The organism is Nonomuraea sp. K271 (genome assembly GCF_009908215.1).
In the GTDB taxonomy this organism is placed as follows: Bacteria; Actinomycetota; Actinomycetes; order Streptosporangiales; family Streptosporangiaceae; genus Nonomuraea; species Nonomuraea longispora.
This window is the reverse complement of record NZ_JAAAHR010000199.1, coordinates 1-16803: the sequence shown is the minus strand read 5'-3', so window position 1 is coordinate 16803 and position 16803 is coordinate 1. Positions and strand designations below refer to the sequence as shown.

The window sequence follows — 16803 nt, the reverse complement described above, 5'->3', positions numbered from 1 at the left end:
CACAGGAGGAGGGCCCGGGGGAAGCGGGCCTGACGGCACTCTGGGCACGGGCGCCGTCTCCTCTGGCCCCGCCGGGATCCCGTGAGCGGACGGCATCCCCTGGCCGGGCGCCGGCGCATGCGCCGGGTGCTCCCCACGCCCGCCGAGCGCGTCACCGCCAGGGTGGCGACCGGGGGGCGCGTTGAGGTCCGGGTCGTGGCGCGTGCCCTCCCCGGAAAAGAGATCGGGATACATGCCCTCTTCGAGCGGTATCACCTCCCCCGGGGGGTAGTTGCGGCCCGAGAGGGCGCCGAGTCCGGGCGGGGTCGTCCGGCTGGGCGGAGGCGGCGGCGGGTCGTCTTCGCGGCGCCGGTCGTTCCGGGGCGCGAACCAGTCGCGCTCGTCGTTCGTACTCATCCTGCGCTCACTTCTTGTCCATCGAGTAGACGTCCTGCGGTGAGGCCGCGAGTTTGCGCGCGCCCGCCTCGTCCAGCCCGAGGTCGACCTCGATCTCGGGCTGGTACGTCTCCATGATGAAGGCCTGGGGCAGCCCGAACACGACCCGCGCTCCTGGCAGCGCCGAGGCGGGGACCTCGAAGAAGTACCGGCCGCTGACCCAGATGTCCGGCTGCACCCAGACGTTCGACAGGGTCTGGGTGCTGTCGACGCGGTCCGTGGCGCTGAACTTCTTGCCGTCCTCGGTCATCAGCACCGGTTGGCCCAGCTTGTACGGCTTGAGGCTGGACTTGGCCGAGGCGTTGACGACGAGGAAGAGGTGGTCGGTGCCGATGGTCTTGCCGGTGAGGCTCCTGATCGACCTTGCGGTGACGTACGAGTCGACCCGTACTGTGAAGCGCTTGGCGTCGACGTCCTCCCCCTTGTCGCCTACGTAGGTGAGGGGCAGGTTCTGCTCGCCCTCGTTGAGCGACATGGTCTGCAGCAGGACGGCTGCTCCGGCCAGCACGAGCCCGGCGACGGCGTTGAGCAGTCGTGAGGTGTTCGCGGGGCGGCGCCCACCTCGCCGGCCGCGGCGCGCGGGCGCAGCTGATGATCTTGGTTGTGTGGCGGTCACACTCCGTCACCTTCCTTGACCGGCAAGGTCACCCTGGCCTTGACCTCGGGGAGCCACTTGTCGCCTGCTTCGGTGGCGACCATCTTCCAGCGGGGGGTGACGTTGTTGAAGTCGGATTCCCACGCGAAGGAGGCCACGTCGAGGGTGATCTGCTTCGGCGGCGGGTCGGTGTCCTTGAGCCGGTAGCGCAGGACGACCTGGCTGGTGATCCCGGGGTGGAGCTGCTGGCTCAGGCCGCCCTTGCCCTGGGCGAAGGTGTTGGGGCCCGCGTCCTTGGGAAAGGCAGGGGCGATCTTGACGAGTGAGCCGGCGAAGGACGCGAGCGTGAAGGCGGACTCGATCTTCTGCGGCGGGCTGCCGACCGAGGCGGTCGCGTCGCCGTTGTTCCTGACGTCGAAGATCACGTCCACGAAGCGCTTGTCTTCTGAGAACCGGTTCTGGGCACGCTCCACCGTCACGCGGGACTCGACGACCTTGGTGGTGAACTGGCCCTGGTCGATCACCGCGCCCTGGCCCAGCGCCTCGGGCTCCTCTGGGGCCTCGCGCAGCCCGCCGAGCAAGGCGGTGATGCCGACGGCCGTGAAGGCCGTCAGAGCGATTGCGGGCACCGCTACGGGGCGTCTGGGCCTCTCACTGCTGCCGCCGGAGGGTTCCGTCATGGATAAGGATGGTAATAGGTCTCGCTTGTCTCATCTGCCGCAATGCTCCCATCGGAGTGGTCGAATTGCCGAGAAACCCTGCCACTACGGTGCTTGTAACTCATACGCTGGCACGGAACGGAAAGGGCTGACCCCAACCCCTAATGACATATCGGCGGCCGGAGGGTCACGTGGCGGACGTGCATCCCGAGCATGCCCAGCTCCAGGCGGACCGCATCTACCTGGGCTGGCAGTACATCCTGTTGCATCCCGACCCGGGCCCGCCCCCGAAGCGCCCGTCCCCCGTCGAGGAGCAGCCCCCCACCGACGAGGACGACCCTGCCCGGCTTGAGACCCTGCGCCGCGAGCGCCGCCAGGAGGACATGCTCAACCGGCCCGTACGCCGCTTCCGCAAGTCCATGCTGGTGGTGATCGCGCTGATCCTGGCCGTCGCGGCGGCGGGCTACCTCGCGTGGTCGTTCGCGCTGCTCGGCCTGGTCGCCGCCGGCGGCGTGGCGGGCATCTGCACGTACGCGCTGCTGCAGGGCGACCGGGCGGTGAAACACCGGGTGCAGGAGCAGCAGGCCGAGGACGAACGCCGGCGTCGCCAACGCGACAGGGAGCTGTTCCGCGCACAGGAGGAGCACGCCCAGCGCTACCGCGAGTGGCAGGAGTCGAAGGACCGCCACGACAAGCAGCTCACCTGGTACGCCGTCGCCGTGCCCGACGAGCTCGACCGCATCGACGTGGCGGGCGGCACGTTACCCGGGTGGTCGGCGCTGATCACCCTCCTCGGGGCGACCCGCCTCTACAGCGGCGGCCACCTGACCGTGCTCGACCTGTCGGAGGGCGCGATCGCCAAGGACCTGATCGAGCTGGCCCGCAAGGGCGGCGACGACCCCCTGGTCTGGGTGCTCCCGACCGACCTGCCCAAGCTCGACCTGGGCGCCACGCTCAAGCCCGAGGCGTTCGCCGACGTGCTGGCGCACGTGGTGAGCGTCAGCGAGGAGCACCGCAGCACGCGCGACCTCAGCTTCGACAACGCGATCCTGGAGCGGGTGCTCGAAGTGCTCGGGGAGAACGCCACGATCAGCCAGGTCACCGCCGCGCTGCGGGCGCTGGCGCAGGTGGGCGACCCGCGCGACGACCTGAGGTTTGGGCTGCTCACCGCGACGCAGCTGGAGCGCATCGGCACGTTGTTCGGCCGAGGGGTGAGCGACCGCGTGGTGATCGAGCGGGCCTGGGCCCTGGAGTCGCAGCTGCGCAAGCTGGAGTCGCTCGGCACCGAGGCCGTACGCCTGCCGCCCGCCCGTCTGCGCGTGGTGAGCATGGACCGCCAGGCGGGCGTGTTCGGCAACCGGGTGCTCGGTACGTACGTGGCCACCGCGCTCACCCACATCCTGCGCCAGTCGCCCGCGTCGAACCGGCCCTGGTACCACACGATCATCGTGGCGGGCGCCGACAAGCTCAGGGGCGACGTGCTCGACCGGCTGATGGACGCCTGCGAGACCTCGCGTACGGGGCTCGTGCTGACGTACAGGTCGCTGACGCCGACCGTACGCGAGCGGCTGGGCCGCGGGCACGCGGCGGTGGCCTTCATGCGGCTCGGCAACGCCGAGGACGCCCGCGTCGCCAGCGAGCACGTCGGCACCGAGCACCGGCTGGAGCTGGCCCAGCTCACCGAGACCATCAGCGCCTCGCTGCCGGGGCTCGACGGCGCCTACATCTCCACGGTCGCGCAGGTGGAGGACGACAGGCAGGACCGCGACGAGAGTCACGACCTGGCCGGCGACATCGCGGAGTCCACCGAGTGGGGCAGAACCGCCGACAAGATCTCGGAGAAGGAGCGGGTGCTGCAACGTTCGCGCGAGTTCCTCGTCGAGCCGCACCAGCTCCAGCAGCTGCCCACCACGTCGGTGATCGTCACGGACGCGACCGCCCAGGGCAGGCGGGTCCGGCTCGCCGACGCCAACCCGGCCATCCTGTCCTTCCCCAAGACCACTCTCGGCGAGCTGGAGGACGTGCGCGACGCCGTGTTGTCGCTCGACCCGCGCGCCCAGGACGGCGACGGAGAACCCCCTGCGAACCTCGGGCCACCACCGCCACGCCTGGACTGGCGCAAGGGCAGGCAATGACATGGTCAATGTCAAGGCGACGAGCTGACGGTTGGCGGAATTTAACAAAGAACCGTCTGTGGGGGAATGAAATGCAGCCGAGTGTCTCGCTGAGCGGACCCTGGTACCGAATCCAGTCGATCGCAGCGCCCTCGCGAAGTTCGTCGGCGGAATGGGACTTCGTCACCGTGCTTCCCGCGGTGCTCTCGGCGGCGCAGCGCGACCGGCCGTTCGTGATCGGCTGGTTGTCCAGAGGGTCGGGTGCGCCGCTCGAACTCATCACGAACGCGGGGCCGCTCTCGCCGCCGCGCCAACCGCGCAGGTCCACCGACGCGCCCGGCCGGCCGAGCGGGCCGCAACCGCTGTTGTTCCCCGGCGGAGCGCGCGGCGTGCAGCTCGACGAGGAGTACCTCGCCGACCTGGCGGACCTGGTGTGGACGCCGTGCCCGGGGCGGCAGGCTCCGCCGCTGGGCGGCAGGGGGCGGGAGTTCTCCGAGCTCGACCCCGACGAGCTGAAGCGGCCGACGTTGTTCGAGTCGACGCTGGTGACGCTCATGTCGCGGCCCTTCGCGTGGCTGGTGGTGGCCGAGCCGACCGATCTGCTCGACGCCGAGGTGGCGCACCTGCGCACCCAGCTCAACGTGCTCAGGCAGTACGGCGACGCCTCCGAGCGCTCCCGCTTCGACGCCGAGCGCGCCGAGCGCCGCATGCAGGAGCTGGACGCCTTCCGCGAGGCGGGGCTCTGGAACGTGCGCGTGCTGGCCGGCGGCGCCACCGCCGAGGAGCTGCGGCAGATCGCGCCCGTGCTCGTCGGGTCCGTCGAGATGAGTCACCACCCGTACCGGCTGCGCAGCTCGCACGGCGCCGTGCACGCGCTGTCCGAGGCCCTCGCCATCACCATGCAGGACCCGTCCGACGGGGCAGCGGCGCCGTTCGCCGCGACCGCGGGCGCGCTGGCCGCGCTGGCGGGGCTGCCCCGGCGTGAGGTGCCCGGGGTACGGGTGCTCGACTCGGGCTTCTTCGACGTGACGTCCGAGGCCGACGCGGGCGAGCTGGAGCTGGGCGAGATCCTCGACGGCCAGGACAGGGGGGTCGGCACGTTCCAGGTGCCGCTGGCCACGCTCAACCGGCACGCGTTCATCACAGGAGCGACCGGCTCCGGCAAGTCGCAGACCGTCAGGCACCTGCTGGAGCAGCTCAGCAGGGCCCGCATCCCGTGGCTGGCCATCGAACCCGCCAAGTCGGAGTACGCCGCCATGGCCGGCCGGATCGATGACCCCCTCACGGTGATCAACCCGTCGGCGCCCGACGGCGTGCCGTTCAGCATCAACCCGCTCGAACCCGAGCCCGGCTACCCCGTCCAGGCCCACATCGACATGGTCAGGGCGCTGTTCATGGCAGCGTTCGACGCCGAGGAGCCGTTCCCGCAGATCATGTCGCTGGCCCTGCAGCGCGTCTACGAGGCCACCGGCTGGGACGTCGTCACGGGCGGCGCCGTGCCCGGCGCGAACGTCCCGCCCAGCGTCCCCACCCTCGAACAACTCCAGCAGCACGCCATGGACGTCATCAAGGAGATCGGCTACGGCCGCGAGGTCCAGGCCGACGTCGAGGGCTTCATCTCGCTGCGGCTGCGCTCCCTGCGCGTCGGCTCGGCGGGCCGCTTCTTCGAGGGCGGGCATCCCGCCGACATCGGCGGCCTGCTGGAGCGCGACGTCGTCCTGGCCATCGAGGACGTCGCCAACGACGAGGACAAGGCGTTCCTCATGGGCACGCTGATCATCAGGATCGTGGAGCACCTGCGCATGCGGGCCAGACGGGAGAAGTCGCCCGAGCTGCGGCACGTCATCGTGATCGAGGAGGCCCACCGGCTGCTGCGCGACCGCGGCCACGGCCGGGCCTCCACCCACGCGGTCGAGCTGCTGGCCGGCCTGCTCGCCGAGATCAGGGCGTACGGGGAGGGCATCGTGGTCGCCGAGCAGATCCCGACCAAGCTCGTCTCCGACGTCGTCAAGAACACCGCGCTGAAGGTGGTGCACCGGCTGCCGGCCGAGGACGACAGGAGGCTCGTCGGCGCCGCCATGAACCTCAGCGACGAGCAGTCCCGGCACGTCGTCTCGCTGCAGCCGGGCGCGGCCGCCGTCTTCGCGGACGGCATGGACCGGCCGCTGCGGGTGCGCGTGCCGCTGGGGGAGTCGAGGGAGAAGGTCGTGCCGGGACCGCCGCCGCCGATCCGCGGCCGCAGGTCGGCGGCCTGCGGCAAGCAGTGCCGCACCGGGCAGGCGTGCACGCTGGTCGAGCTGCGCGAGGCCGACGTGCTGGCCGACGCGCCGGAGTGGGCCTGGCTGCGCATCTGGTGCGAGACGGTCGTGCTGGCGTTCGTCAGCAACCGGCCGCTGCCCGGCGTGCCGCGCTCCCTGTCGGCCGCCTGGGCCGACCTGCCCGCGCGGCGCAGGGAGTGCCTGCTGGCCACCCTGATCGAGCGCTCGGTGCAGCGGCGGGCCTGGTCGCTGCGGAGCTGGTTCGACCCGGCGCTGCTGACGGAGAAGGCCGCGGAGACGGCCACGCGGCTGCTCGCCGCGCTCGACAACGGCGGCGAACGGCCCGGGGCGTCGTGGGTCATCCCGCAGGTGCGCTGGCTGCACGAGGTGGACCGGCTCTTCCCGTACGGCCGCCCGGCCCCCGACCTGCGCACCTCTGCGCCGCCCATGGAGTACGCCCTCTTCCGCCAGCCGAACGGCAACGGCGTCGGCGACCTCGCGCCCACCGAGCTGCTCGGCCACCGCGCCAAGGCGCTGCGCCACCACCCGCTGTCGATGGAGGTGGCCCGCAACAGGGAGCTGGCCTGGCGGGTGATCCTCGGGGACGACGAGAACGAGTCCGTGCAGCGGGACGTCATGACGGTCGCGATCGGCATCGAGGCCTCGGCCCGGCTCCGGCACGTGGGGCAGACGATGGGGGCCGGATGGCTGGAGGGGGTGTTGTCGTGGCCGCGCCGCTTCGTCCTGCCGTTCGACCAAGGCGGCGCTCCGGAGATCACCTTCGCCGAGCCGACGGCGCCGTCCCCCGCCCCGGTTCCGGCATCCTGAGGGTGACTGCAGGGCCGCGTTTTCCTTCACGTAGGCGGCGAAGGGGTCAACCACGACTAGGATCCATGCACATGACCCAGCTTCCTCTGCGGGCGCAGCTCGCCAGTGCCCTGGGCCGCAGTGCCGCCACGCTGTCCAGGATGACCGGGCGCGGTGACGGCTCGGTGATCGGTGGGCGGGTCGGGCTGATGCTCGAGCCCGATCTGTTGCGCAAGCTGGCCCTCGACCGCAAGCTGGCGCTGATCAGCGCGACCAACGGCAAGACGACCACGACCAGGCTGGTCACTTCGGCGCTCCTGGAGCTCGGCGAGGTGGCGACCAACGCGTTCGGGGCCAACATGCCGGCCGGCCACGTCTCGGCGCTGTCCCAGTACAAAGGCGCCCCCTACGGCGTGCTCGAAGTCGACGAGAAATATCTGCCCGAGGTGCTCGACACCACGGGGGCGGGCGTCGTCTGCCTGATGAACCTCAGCCGCGACCAGATGGACCGCGCCGCCGAGATCTGGCTGCTCGCGCAGAAGTGGCGCAGGGCGCTGTCGGGCAAGCCCACCCACGTCATCGCCAACTGCGACGACCCGCTCGTCACCTGGGGCGCCTCCACGGCCGCCAAGGTCACCTGGGTCGCCGGCGGGCAGCGGTGGAAGGAAGACTCCTGGTGCTGCCCCGAGTGCGGCGGCCCTCTCGACCGCAAGGACGCCGACTGGGCGTGCCGCGAGTGCACCTTCCACCGGCCGGAGCCGCAGTGGGCGGTCGACGACGACGTGGCGCTCGACCCCGACGGCGAGCGGTGGCTGCTCGACATCCAGCTGCCCGGCCAGGCCAACCGCTCCAACGCCGTGATGGCGCTGGCGGTGGCGGCGGCCTTCGGGGTGCCGGTCGAGCGGGCGCTGCCCAGGCTGCGCGAGGTCACCTCGGTCGCGGGCCGTTACACCACGGTCGAGCGTGACGGCCGCTACGCGCGGCTGCTGCTGTCGAAGAACCCGGCGGGCTGGCTGGAGGCGTTCGACGTCGCCGACCCGCAGCTGCCCATCATCCTGTCGGTCAACGCCCAGGGTCCCGACGGCCGCGACACGTCGTGGTTGTGGGACGTCGACTACCGCATCCTGCGCGGCCGGCCCGTGTTCGTCACCGGCGAGCGCCGCCTCGACCTGGCGCTCCGGCTCGACGTGGCCGAGGTGCCGTTCACGCTGTGCGACACGTTCACCGAGGCGCTGGCCATGCAGCCGCCCGGCCGGGTCGACGTGATCGCCAACTACACCGCCTTCCAGCAGATCCGATCGGAGTTCGGTCGTGCCGTCTGACAGCGCCCTGCGTATCGTCTGGATCTACCCTGACCTGCTGAGCACCTACGGCGACCAGGGCAACGTGCTCGTCCTGGAGCGGCGGGCGCAGCTGCGGGGCGTCGAGACGGAGACGATCCACGTACGCTCGGCCGATCCGGTGCCGGAGACCGGCGACCTCTATCTCATCGGCGGCGGCGAGGACCGCCCCCAGATCCTGGCCGCCGAGCGCCTGCGCAGGGACGGCGGCCTGCACCGCGCCGTCGCCGGCGGCGCGGTCCTGCTGGCGGTGTGCGCCGGCTACCAGATCATGGGCAGCACGTTCGGCGGCGAGGAGGGCCAGCCGGTCGACGGCATCGGGCTGCTCGACATCTCCAGCTCCCGCGGGGCGGCGCGGGCGGTGGGCGAGCTGGTGGCGGAGGTCGACGCCGCGCTCAACCTGCCCACGCTGACGGGCTTCGAGAACCACATGGGCGTCACCCACCTCGGCCCCGGGGTCAAGGCGCTGTCCAGGACGATCGTGGGCACCGGCAACGGCAACGGGTTCGAAGGGTGCTACGCGGGTCACGTGGTCGGCACCTACCTCCACGGCCCCGCCCTGGCCCGCAACCCGGCGCTGGCCGACCTGCTGCTGTCGTGGTGCGTCGGCGACCTGGCGCCGCTCGACGACTCCCGCTACGAAGCACTCCGCCAGGAACGCCTGGCGTCCGTCCTGCCCGGCTGACCGGTCGCGAGGCCGGAGCGGTTTACGCCCGTTGACATGCAGCCTTCCGGTTGCCTATTGTAAAAGGCAGCCGGAAGGCTGCATGAATCTGGACGGCGGTAGATGGACGAGGTGTTCAAGGCTCTGGCCGACCCCGGCCGGCGCAGGCTGCTGGACAGCCTGAACGCGCGCAGCGGGCAGACTCTTCGCGAACTGTGCACCGAGCTCGACATGGCCAGGCAGTCGGTCAGCAAGCATCTGGCCGTGCTGGAGGCGGCCAACCTGGTGACCACGGTGTGGCGAGGCAGGGAGAAGCTGCACTACCTCAACGCCGTGCCGATCAACGCCATCGCGGACCGCTGGATCAACAGATACGACCGCCACCGGGCCGGCGCCCTGACCGACCTCAAGACGGCATTGGAGAGCGCTTCCATGACGAGCCACGATTTCGTCTACACGACCTACATCAAAACCACACCAGAACGCCTCTGGCAGGCGTTGACCGACCCCGCATTCACCAAGCGCTACTGGGGCGTGGAGCTCGAGTCCGACTGGACGGCCGGATCGACCGTGACCTGGAAGCAGCTCGGCGTCACGATGGAGGACCCCGAACAGGTCGTGCTGGAGGCCGACCCGCCGCGCCGGCTGGCCTACACGTGGCACACCTTCACACCGGAGTTCGCCGAAAGCGTCGGCCTGAGCGGCGAGACGCGCGCCGATATGGCCGCGGAGCCCAGATCAACGGTGACCTTCGAGATCGGGCAGGCCGGCGAGATGGTCAAGCTGACCATCGTGCACGGCGGCTTCCCTCCGGACAGCGCCGTGCGCGACGCCGTCAGCGACGGCTGGCCCGAGCTGGTCAGCAGCCTCAAGACCCTGCTGGAGACCGGCGAGCCGCTCCCCGCGGGGGCCGGTCAGTAGACGAGAGCCTGGGCGCCCTCGGCGACCGCCTCCTCGACGAACGCCGGAGCCCCGGCGATGCGCACGCCGTCGATGAGGTCGTCGACGGTGATCTCCCTGCGGGCGGCGCACTGCGTGCAGAGCGTCACCCGCCCCCCGGCCAGCACGGCGTCGAGCAGATCGCTGAGGTCCGCGGCGTGCGGCAGGCTGAACTCCTTGGCCCGCCCCGGCAGCGCGAACCACGACGCCTCGCCGGTCAGCCACAGAGAAACGGGAACACCGCTCGCGAGCGCGGCGGCCGCGACCGTGAACGCCTGGTTGCAGCGCTCGGGCGCGTCGGCTCCCGCGGTCACCTTGATCACCAGAGATCGTGCCATGCCCGTCACCCTAACGCCCCCTACTACGCTTGGGGAGCATGGAAGAACCTGAGGTGCACACCGACCTGGAGCCGATCGCGTTCCTGCTGGGGCGATGGGAAGGCGCCGGCGTGGGCGGCTACCCGACGATCGAGAGCTTCAACTTCGGGCAGGAGGTCGAGTTCGGCCACAACGGCAAGCCGTTCCTGACGTACGTCAGCCGCACGTGGCTGCTCGACGACGCCGGCAACCGCGTCAGGCCGCTGGCCACGGAGTCGGGATACTGGCGGCCGCAGCCCGGCAGGCAGGTCGAGGTGGTGCTCTCGCACCCGACCGGCATCGTCGAGATCTACATCGGCGAGGTGGTCTTCCACAAGATCGAGCTGCGCACCGACGTGGTGGCGCGCACGGGCTCCGCCAAAGAGTACACCGCGGGTCACCGGCTCTACGGGCTCGTCAACGGCAACCTCATGTGGGCCTATGAGATGGCCGCCGTCGGACACCCGCTCACCGACCATATGTCGGCGGAGCTGAAGAAGGTAGCGTGAGCCGATGAGCACGCCATTCACTCCCGCCGCCGTCCAGGCGATCAAGAGTCACATGAACGACGACCACCCCGACGACGCGCTGATCATCGTACGCGGGCTCGGGGGCCGGCCGGAGGCGACGACCGCCGTGACGAGCGACGTCGACGCCGAGGGCATCGAGTTCACCGTCGACGGCGGCGAGCGGGTCCGGGTGCCGTGGGGCGAGACGCTGACCGAGCGTTCGCAGGTGCGGATGGCCGTCGTGCGCCTCTATCGCGACGCGTGCGAGAAGCTGGGCATCCCGGCCAGGGGGCAGCACTGACGGGACGTGTCCGGGCATGAAGAAGGGCCCCGGGCGACGCTCCGCCTGCCGAGCAGACGGGCCGGATGGACCAAGGTCGGGATGACATCCCGCCCTCCGGCTGCCAGGGGCCCCGGTGGTTGCCTCGTATTCGCGAACGCCACGAGACAACGAGTCCGCGGCTCTAGCGGACAACCACCTCGCTAGTCCAACTATGAATCACCATTGTTTGGACCACCTCCTTTCCGCGTACCAACGAAGCTATGTGCTTCCCCGGCGAAGGGGCAAGCGAATATCGTCCGGCCGTCCGGCAGCAGGTCCGGGCCACGCGCCTTACACTCGGGGCATGACGGAGACGCAGTGGCACGAGCAACTCCGTGCCAAGGGCTACCGCGTGACCCCGCAGCGCCAGCTCGTCCTCGAGGCGGTCAAGGAGCTGATGCACGCCACGCCGGAGGAGATCTGCGTCAAGGTCCGTGAGACGGCCCGCGGCGTGAACATCTCGACGGTCTACCGCACGCTGGAGTTGCTCGAAGAGCTCGGCCTGGTCACCCACACCCACCTCGGGCACGGAGCGCCGACCTACCATCTGGCCGCCGAGGCCGACCACGTGCACCTGGTGTGCCGGGGTTGCGACGAGGTGATCGAGGTGCGCCCCGAGATGGCCGACGGCCTGGTCAAGGGCTTGGACGAAGAGCTCGGGTTCGTCGCCGACGTGCACCACCTGACCGTCTTCGGGCGCTGCCGCGACTGCCGATAGCCTGGAGGCATGCGTAGCCCTCTGCTCGACCTTCCCGGTGCCGTCGCCGCCGACGATCCGGACTCCGACGTAGCCGCCCACTACGGCGACCTGTTCGCCGAGCAGCGTGCGCTGGCCAAGGGGGAGGCGGTCGTCGACCGCAGCAACCGCGAGGTGATCCGTGTCGCGGGCGCCGACCGGCTGAAATGGCTCAACGACCTGACCTCGCAGAAGCTCGACACGCTGACCCCCGGCGAGTGGACCCAGACGCTGGACCTGGACCTCCAGGGCCGCGTGCAACACCACATGACGCTGGTCGACGACGGTGAGAGCGTGCTGGCCCACGTCGAGCCGGGCACCGCCCAGAGCCTGGTCGACTATCTCGACCGGATGCGGTTCATGATGCGCGTCGAGGTGTCGCGGGTCGACGACCTGGCGGTGTTGTCCACGGCCGGCGAGGACTTCCTGGTGCCGCGGGCCGAGCTGGGCGAGCACCTGGGCAGACCGATGGCCGGGTTGTGGGCCTACGAAGCGCTCCGCATCGAGGCGGGCCGGCCGCGGCTGGGGTTCGAGACCGACCACAAGACCATCCCGCACGAGGTCGGCTGGGTCGGCTCGGCCGTCCACCTGACCAAGGGCTGCTACCGCGGCCAGGAGACCGTGGCGCGCGTGCACAACCTGGGGCATCCGCCGCGCCGCCTGGTGTTCCTCCACCTCGACGGCAGCGTCGACACGCTGCCCCCGCACGGCGCTCCGGTGATCTTCGAGAGCCAGGAGGTCGGCGTGGTCGGCACGGCGGCACGCCATCACGAGCTGGGCCCGATCGCCCTGGCCGTGGTCAAGCGGACGGTGCCGGTGGACGCGTCGCTGCTGGCCGGCGGGGTGGCCGCCACGCAGGAGGTCATCGTGGCGCCCGACGCGGGCCGCAACGTCACCATCGACCCGTCGCTGCGCCGCCGGATCCGCTGAGGCCTCAGACCTCCAGGAGGAGGGTGATGGGGCCGTCGTTGACGAGCGAGACCTTCATGTCGGCGCCGAACACCCCCGTCTCCACATGGGCGCCCAGCGCGCGCAGCTCGTCCACGACGGCCTCCACCAGCGGCTCGGCGGCCGGTCCCGGGGCCGCGGCCTGCCAGGTGGGCCGGCGGCCCTTGCGGGCGTCACCGTAGAGCGTGAACTGGCTGATCACGAGGAGCGGCGCCGAGACGTCGGAGCACGACTTCTCGCCGTGCAGGATGCGCAGGCCCCACAGCTTGGCGGCGAGCCTGGCAGCCTCGGCGCGCGTGTCGGTGTGGGTGACGCCCACCAGGACGAGCAGGCCAGGCTCGGTGACCGCCCCCACAGTCCGCCCGTCGACCTCGACCGATGCCGAACTCACTCGTTGTACGACTGCTCGCATGGACATCCATTCTGGACCAGATAAAACCGTCCGTAGACTCGCCAAGAAAGAGGTCGTGACATGTCGGTGGTCGTGGAAGTCGTCAGGTCGGGGTTCGTGGAATCCACGCACCAGGCCCGCATGCTGACCGTGGACGCCGAGGGGCGCCTGGCCGAGACCAGGGGCGCGGTGCACGTGCCCGCCTCGCCGCGTTCGTCGTTGAAGCCGCTGCAGGCGCTCGGCATGCTCCGTGCCGGCCTGCGGCTTGAGGACGAGCTGCTCGCGCTGGCCTGCGCCTCCCACTCGGGTGAGCCGTTCCATCTCGACGGCGTCAGGAAGATCCTCGCCGGGGCGGGGCTGGAGGAGACGGCCCTGCGCTGCCCCGAGGACCATCCGTTCGACCGGACGGTGACCGAGCGCAGCCGCGTCCACATGAACTGCTCCGGCAAGCACGCCGCCATGCTGGCCACCTGCGTGGCGAACGGCTGGCCGACGGAGACCTACCTGGAGCCCAGGCATCCGCTGCAGCGCACGATCCGCGACACGGTGGAGGAGTTGACGGGGGAGCGGATCGCGGCCACCGGTGCCGACGGGTGCGGGGCGCCGCTGCTGTTCGTGTCGATGCTCGGGGTGGTCAAGGCGTTCCGTGCGTACGCGCTGTCGTCGCCCGACTCGTACGAACGCAAGATCTTCGACGCGATGCGCACCTACCCCGAGTGGACCTCGGGCACCGAGCGACCGGAGGCGGCGCTCATGAGGGCGCTGCCCGGGCTCATGGTGAAGGCGGGTGCGGAGGCGTTCGACGCGTTCGTGTTCGAGGACGGGCGAGCCGGCACCATCAAGATCGAGGACGGTGCGCAGCGCGCCCGCGTGGCCGTCACCGTGGCGGCGCTGCGCTCCCTCGGCCTCGACGCCCCCGAGCTTGCCGAGCTGGGCGCCCCGCCGGTGCTCGGCGGCGGCCGCCCTGTCGGCGAGCTGCGGGTCCGTCTGCGCTGAGCGGGGCTCGCGTCAGAGGGTGCGGAACTGGCGGCTGGTGGAGATGGCGCCCGAGGTCGTCGTGGTGAACGTGCGCATCGAGCCGGCGAACTTCGACAGGTCCCATTCCGCGGGGCCGTGATACCAGTAGAGGTTGTCCGACTGGTGGCCGTTGCCCGTGACCGAGGCCACCACCCGCGACCAGTGCTCCACCCCGTCGAAGATCACGGCATAGGGCAGATAGCGGGAGAACAGCTCCACCCTGTGCTGCTCGGGCACGTCGCCCAGCTCGCCGGAGAAGAGGAAGTCGCGGAAGTTCATGGTGTGCGCCAGCGCCGCCGAGCCCTTCGCGGTCTTGGCCGGCATGTACTGCCCGCCGACGGCCAGCGCGCCACCCGCGATGATCAACGCCAGGCCGAGCAGCCCGTACGTCGTGAACCAGGCCAGCGCGACCGTGGACAGCAGGCCCACGCCGATGAGCACCACGCCGATGGTCGTCCACCGGGTGCGCTCGGTGTCGGGGCGGCGGGCGAACCAGCCCTGCTCGACCACGTCCGCGTAGAGGGCGTCGCGCACCGCGCCCAGGTGGGTGGCGAACGAGCCGGACAACTGCGACAGCAGCACCGCGTCACGGCCGTCGAAGATGGCGTCGTAGAGCGCCCGCTCGTACGGCAGGAGCGTGTTGACGGGCGCGTTGGGCAGCCTGACGAGCATCCAGTCGGGCGCGTCGTACGTCTGGCGGGGCTGCTCGTCGATGCGCAGGTGACCACGGACCGCCAGGTCGACGATCGTGGCCGTCACGTCGACGACGTCGGCCTGTTCGTCCACGAGCGTGCCGATCTGGCCGGGACGTACCCCGTCGGGCGGAGCGAAGTGCCCGTTCTGCACCGGGTTGATCACGTCCTTGTCGTGGTCGGCGACCCGGGCGTCCCGGCCCCGCGTCCAGTAGAGCAGGCCGAACCCGCCGAGCAGCAGGACCAGCAGCGCTGCCAGCGCGCCGCCGGTGACGAGGTCGAGGGTGAACGCGGAGGCCAGTGAGAAACGTCTCTCCAGGATGGGGGTGCCGGTGCTGGAACCCTTCGGGTATCCGACGACCACGGTCAGCGCGTCGCCCGGCGCGATGTTCTCCTGCTCGAACTCGGCCTGGGTGGCAGTGTGGTCCATGGACGCCGAGGTGCAGCCGATCGCCGAGGTCAGTTCGCCGGCGAAGCAGGACAGGTTCTGCACCTGCCCGGGGCCGCTCACCTTGACCGTCGCCTTGGCGACCTGCTGGTTCCAGCCGTTCACGGCGAACCAGCGCAGCTCCTCGATGCCGCCTGACGGCGTCACCGCGCCCTTGACGTCGTACTCGACCGTCCCGCCCGTCACGGTGAGCACGCCGTCGGCGTAGGTGCCGCCTTTGACGTTGGAAATCTGGTAGAGGCGGTCGTTGTCGTCGTCGTGCCGGGTCCTGGTAATGAACGTGCGCTTGAGCCCCCCCGACGCCCCCGTGATCTTCTCGACCACGTGCAGGCTGCCGTCCTTGCCGAGGGTCATCGTCACCTCGTCCGTTATCCCGGCCTGCGCCGCCATGGCGGGGGCTGCGGTCAACGTCAGAGCGGTGGCCGCGAGGGCAGCCATCGTGAGCCTGATACCCATGGCGGCAAATCGTATCGGTTCGGACAGATCAGTCCAGCGTGCTGCACATCGGTCAGCTGGAGACCTGGATGCGGAGGCGGCGGAAACCGCGGCCCTTGCTCTCGATCTTGGCGACCTTGATGTGGCCGATCTGCTTGGTGGAGGCCACGTGGGTGCCGCCGTCGGCCTGGGTGTCGAGGCCGACGATGTCGACGATCCGCACGTCCTGCACGGTCTCGGGCACGAGGTTGGTGGCCGTGCGGATGATGTCGGGAATGGCGAACGCCTCGGCGCGCGGCAGCACGCGCACGTCGATGCGCCGGTCGGCGGCGATCTCGGCGTTGCAGGCGTCTTCGACGGCCTCCTTGAACCCCGCGGGCACCTCGGGCAGGTTGAAGTCCATCCTGGCGGTCAGCTCGTCCATGTTGCCGCCGGTGACGAGGCAGCCGTAGTCACGGAACACCACCCCGCACAGCACGTGCAGCCCCGAATGGGTGCGCATCAGGGCCGAACGCCGCTCGTCGGCCACCGCGGCCTCGACCACCGTGCCGGCCGGCGGGACGGGGTCGCCCTCCGCCGGGATCAGCTGGAGGTCGTCGCCCTTGCGCGCCCCGACGATGCGGGTCTCGACCCCCTGCCAGAGCAGAACTCCCTGATCCGCCGGCTGGCCGCCGCCACCTGGATAGAATGCCGACCTGCTCAGCACGATCCCCTCAGGCGACGACTCCAGCACCACGGCTTCGAAGTCGCGAAGATCCTGGTCTGACAGTTCAAGCCGTTGCGTCCGCCCGTGGAGGTCGTAGGTCATATCGGCAGCCTAGCCCTCAGAGGTGGTCATGCGCGGCCTGACGCGTCGTTCCCGGATCGCGCCGGTTCTCGCGCTGCTGGGCCTGTGCACGGAGTTCCTGTGCGGGTGCAACGCCGGTGCGGAGGCGTCCCCGCCGCTGGTGCCCGCCACGCCCGTCGTGCGGCCGTCCACGCCGGTCGTGATGTTCGTGGGTGACAGCTTCACCGTAGGGTCGGGGCCGGTGCCGCGCTGGGAGACCTACGCCGCGCAGACCGCCCGCCTGCTGAGCTGGCAGCCGGTCATCGCGGGGGCGGGCGGCACCGGCTATCTCAGCAAGGGGCGGGTCGGGCG

At 70.6% G+C, this 16803-nt stretch carries 16 protein-coding genes and 2 pseudogenes; 11 read left to right on the top strand and 7 right to left on the bottom strand.

Annotation, left to right across the window (positions count from 1 at the left end; genetic code table 11):
* The 3 genes and pseudogenes from GUY59_RS49500 to GUY59_RS41050 form a co-directional block, all read right to left on the bottom strand.
* A pseudogene (locus GUY59_RS49500) lies at positions 1-396 on the bottom strand (hypothetical protein); the annotation flags it as partial.
* A gap of 7 nt (positions 397-403) precedes the next feature.
* Entirely contained in the window at positions 404-1051 is a 648-nt protein-coding gene (locus GUY59_RS41055; RefSeq protein WP_138208616.1) for a hypothetical protein, read from the bottom strand.
* Positions 1048-1659 carry a hypothetical protein gene (locus tag GUY59_RS41050; protein WP_138208617.1) on the bottom strand — a complete coding sequence of 204 codons (612 nt, stop codon included), beginning with the start codon at positions 1657-1659 and terminating at the stop codon, positions 1048-1050. The genes GUY59_RS41055 and GUY59_RS41050 overlap by 4 nt, the downstream gene beginning before the upstream one ends.
* Before the next feature lie 221 nt (positions 1660-1880).
* Between GUY59_RS41050 and GUY59_RS41045 the strand changes: the two genes are divergently transcribed.
* The 5 genes from GUY59_RS41045 (at position 1881) to GUY59_RS41025 (ending at position 9793) form a co-directional block, all read left to right on the top strand.
* Positions 1881-3824: a hypothetical protein gene (locus GUY59_RS41045; protein WP_171055643.1), complete on the top strand. Its 1944-nt coding sequence runs from the start codon at positions 1881-1883 to the stop codon at positions 3822-3824.
* Between the two features lie 71 nt (positions 3825-3895).
* On the top strand, positions 3896-6889 hold the full coding sequence (locus GUY59_RS41040; protein WP_161714967.1) for an ATP-binding protein: 2994 nt from the start codon (positions 3896-3898) through the stop codon (positions 6887-6889).
* A gap of 71 nt (positions 6890-6960) precedes the next feature.
* On the top strand, positions 6961-8190 hold the full coding sequence (locus GUY59_RS41035) for a MurT ligase domain-containing protein (RefSeq protein WP_132339866.1): 1230 nt from the start codon (positions 6961-6963) through the stop codon (positions 8188-8190).
* Positions 8180-8893, top strand: coding sequence for a type 1 glutamine amidotransferase (locus tag GUY59_RS41030; RefSeq protein ID WP_138207987.1), 714 nt, complete (start codon positions 8180-8182; stop codon positions 8891-8893). Before GUY59_RS41035 ends, GUY59_RS41030 begins: the two co-directional genes overlap by 11 nt.
* A gap of 102 nt (positions 8894-8995) precedes the next feature.
* On the top strand, positions 8996-9793 hold the full coding sequence (locus GUY59_RS41025; RefSeq protein WP_138207985.1) for an ArsR/SmtB family transcription factor: 798 nt from the start codon (positions 8996-8998) through the stop codon (positions 9791-9793).
* On the opposite strand, the gene GUY59_RS41020 is transcribed toward GUY59_RS41025, so the two are convergent.
* The gene (locus GUY59_RS41020; RefSeq protein ID WP_132640166.1) at positions 9787-10149 is read right to left on the bottom strand and encodes a DsrE family protein; all 363 of its coding nucleotides are present in this window, start codon (positions 10147-10149) and stop codon (positions 9787-9789) included. The two genes, GUY59_RS41025 and GUY59_RS41020, sit on opposite strands and share 7 nt — an antisense overlap.
* Positions 10150-10187: 38 nt before the next feature.
* On the opposite strand from GUY59_RS41020, the gene GUY59_RS41015 reads away from it, so the two are divergent.
* The 4 genes from GUY59_RS41015 to ygfZ all read left to right on the top strand — a co-directional run bounded on the left by GUY59_RS41015 (position 10188) and on the right by ygfZ (position 12664).
* On the top strand, positions 10188-10676 hold the full coding sequence (locus GUY59_RS41015; RefSeq protein ID WP_138207983.1) for an FABP family protein: 489 nt from the start codon (positions 10188-10190) through the stop codon (positions 10674-10676).
* A gap of 4 nt (positions 10677-10680) precedes the next feature.
* On the top strand, positions 10681-10977 hold the full coding sequence (locus GUY59_RS41010) for a DUF2470 domain-containing protein (protein ID WP_132339876.1): 297 nt from the start codon (positions 10681-10683) through the stop codon (positions 10975-10977).
* 325 nt (positions 10978-11302) lie between these two features.
* Positions 11303-11716 (top strand): Fur family transcriptional regulator, encoded by a 414-nt coding sequence (locus GUY59_RS41005; RefSeq protein ID WP_132339878.1) that lies wholly within the window; start codon positions 11303-11305, stop codon positions 11714-11716.
* Positions 11717-11725: 9 nt separating this feature from the next.
* Positions 11726-12664: a CAF17-like 4Fe-4S cluster assembly/insertion protein YgfZ gene (gene ygfZ / locus GUY59_RS41000; RefSeq protein ID WP_132339880.1), complete on the top strand. Its 939-nt coding sequence runs from the start codon at positions 11726-11728 to the stop codon at positions 12662-12664.
* A gap of 4 nt (positions 12665-12668) precedes the next feature.
* Here ygfZ and dtd read toward each other — a convergent pair whose 3' ends face one another.
* Positions 12669-13094 (bottom strand): D-aminoacyl-tRNA deacylase, encoded by a 426-nt coding sequence (gene dtd, locus GUY59_RS40995; RefSeq protein ID WP_138207981.1) that lies wholly within the window; start codon positions 13092-13094, stop codon positions 12669-12671.
* Between the two features lie 60 nt (positions 13095-13154).
* On the opposite strand from dtd, the gene GUY59_RS40990 reads away from it, so the two are divergent.
* Positions 13155-14069, top strand: a complete 915-nt coding sequence (locus GUY59_RS40990) for an asparaginase (RefSeq protein WP_138207979.1) — start codon at positions 13155-13157, stop codon at positions 14067-14069.
* A 12-nt stretch (positions 14070-14081) separates the two neighbouring features.
* Here GUY59_RS40990 and GUY59_RS40985 read toward each other — a convergent pair whose 3' ends face one another.
* Together GUY59_RS40985 and GUY59_RS40980 are read right to left on the bottom strand one after the other, a co-directional pair.
* Positions 14082-15686 carry a DUF2207 domain-containing protein gene (locus GUY59_RS40985; protein ID WP_236667998.1) on the bottom strand — a complete coding sequence of 535 codons (1605 nt, stop codon included), beginning with the start codon at positions 15684-15686 and terminating at the stop codon, positions 14082-14084.
* A gap of 52 nt (positions 15687-15738) precedes the next feature.
* On the bottom strand, positions 15739-16473 hold the full coding sequence (locus tag GUY59_RS40980) for an alanyl-tRNA editing protein (RefSeq protein ID WP_138207977.1): 735 nt from the start codon (positions 16471-16473) through the stop codon (positions 15739-15741).
* A 28-nt stretch (positions 16474-16501) separates the two neighbouring features.
* Between GUY59_RS40980 and GUY59_RS40975 the strand changes: the two are divergent.
* A pseudogene (locus tag GUY59_RS40975) lies at positions 16502-16803 on the top strand (hypothetical protein); the annotation flags it as partial.

What these genes read in the sequence shown, in the direction of transcription:
- GUY59_RS41025 (WP_138207985.1), top strand. Translation starts at nt 8,996, where the DNA reads ATGGACGAGGTGTTCAAGGCTCTGGCCGACCCCGGCCGGCGCAGGCTG.
- GUY59_RS41015 (WP_138207983.1), top strand. Translation starts at nt 10,188, where the DNA reads ATGGAAGAACCTGAGGTGCACACCGACCTGGAGCCGATCGCGTTCCTG.
- GUY59_RS41005 (WP_132339878.1), top strand. Translation starts at nt 11,303, where the DNA reads ATGACGGAGACGCAGTGGCACGAGCAACTCCGTGCCAAGGGCTACCGC.
- GUY59_RS40985 (WP_236667998.1), bottom strand. Translation starts at nt 15,686, where the DNA reads ATGGGTATCAGGCTCACGATGGCTGCCCTCGCGGCCACCGCTCTGACG.
- dtd (WP_138207981.1), bottom strand. Translation starts at nt 13,094, where the DNA reads ATGCGAGCAGTCGTACAACGAGTGAGTTCGGCATCGGTCGAGGTCGAC.
- ygfZ (WP_132339880.1), top strand. Translation starts at nt 11,726, where the DNA reads ATGCGTAGCCCTCTGCTCGACCTTCCCGGTGCCGTCGCCGCCGACGAT.
- GUY59_RS41035 (WP_132339866.1), top strand. Translation starts at nt 6,961, where the DNA reads ATGACCCAGCTTCCTCTGCGGGCGCAGCTCGCCAGTGCCCTGGGCCGC.
- GUY59_RS41020 (WP_132640166.1), bottom strand. Translation starts at nt 10,149, where the DNA reads ATGGCACGATCTCTGGTGATCAAGGTGACCGCGGGAGCCGACGCGCCC.
- GUY59_RS41010 (WP_132339876.1), top strand. Translation starts at nt 10,681, where the DNA reads ATGAGCACGCCATTCACTCCCGCCGCCGTCCAGGCGATCAAGAGTCAC.
- GUY59_RS41040 (WP_161714967.1), top strand. Translation starts at nt 3,896, where the DNA reads ATGCAGCCGAGTGTCTCGCTGAGCGGACCCTGGTACCGAATCCAGTCG.
- GUY59_RS40980 (WP_138207977.1), bottom strand. Translation starts at nt 16,473, where the DNA reads ATGACCTACGACCTCCACGGGCGGACGCAACGGCTTGAACTGTCAGAC.
- GUY59_RS40990 (WP_138207979.1), top strand. Translation starts at nt 13,155, where the DNA reads ATGTCGGTGGTCGTGGAAGTCGTCAGGTCGGGGTTCGTGGAATCCACG.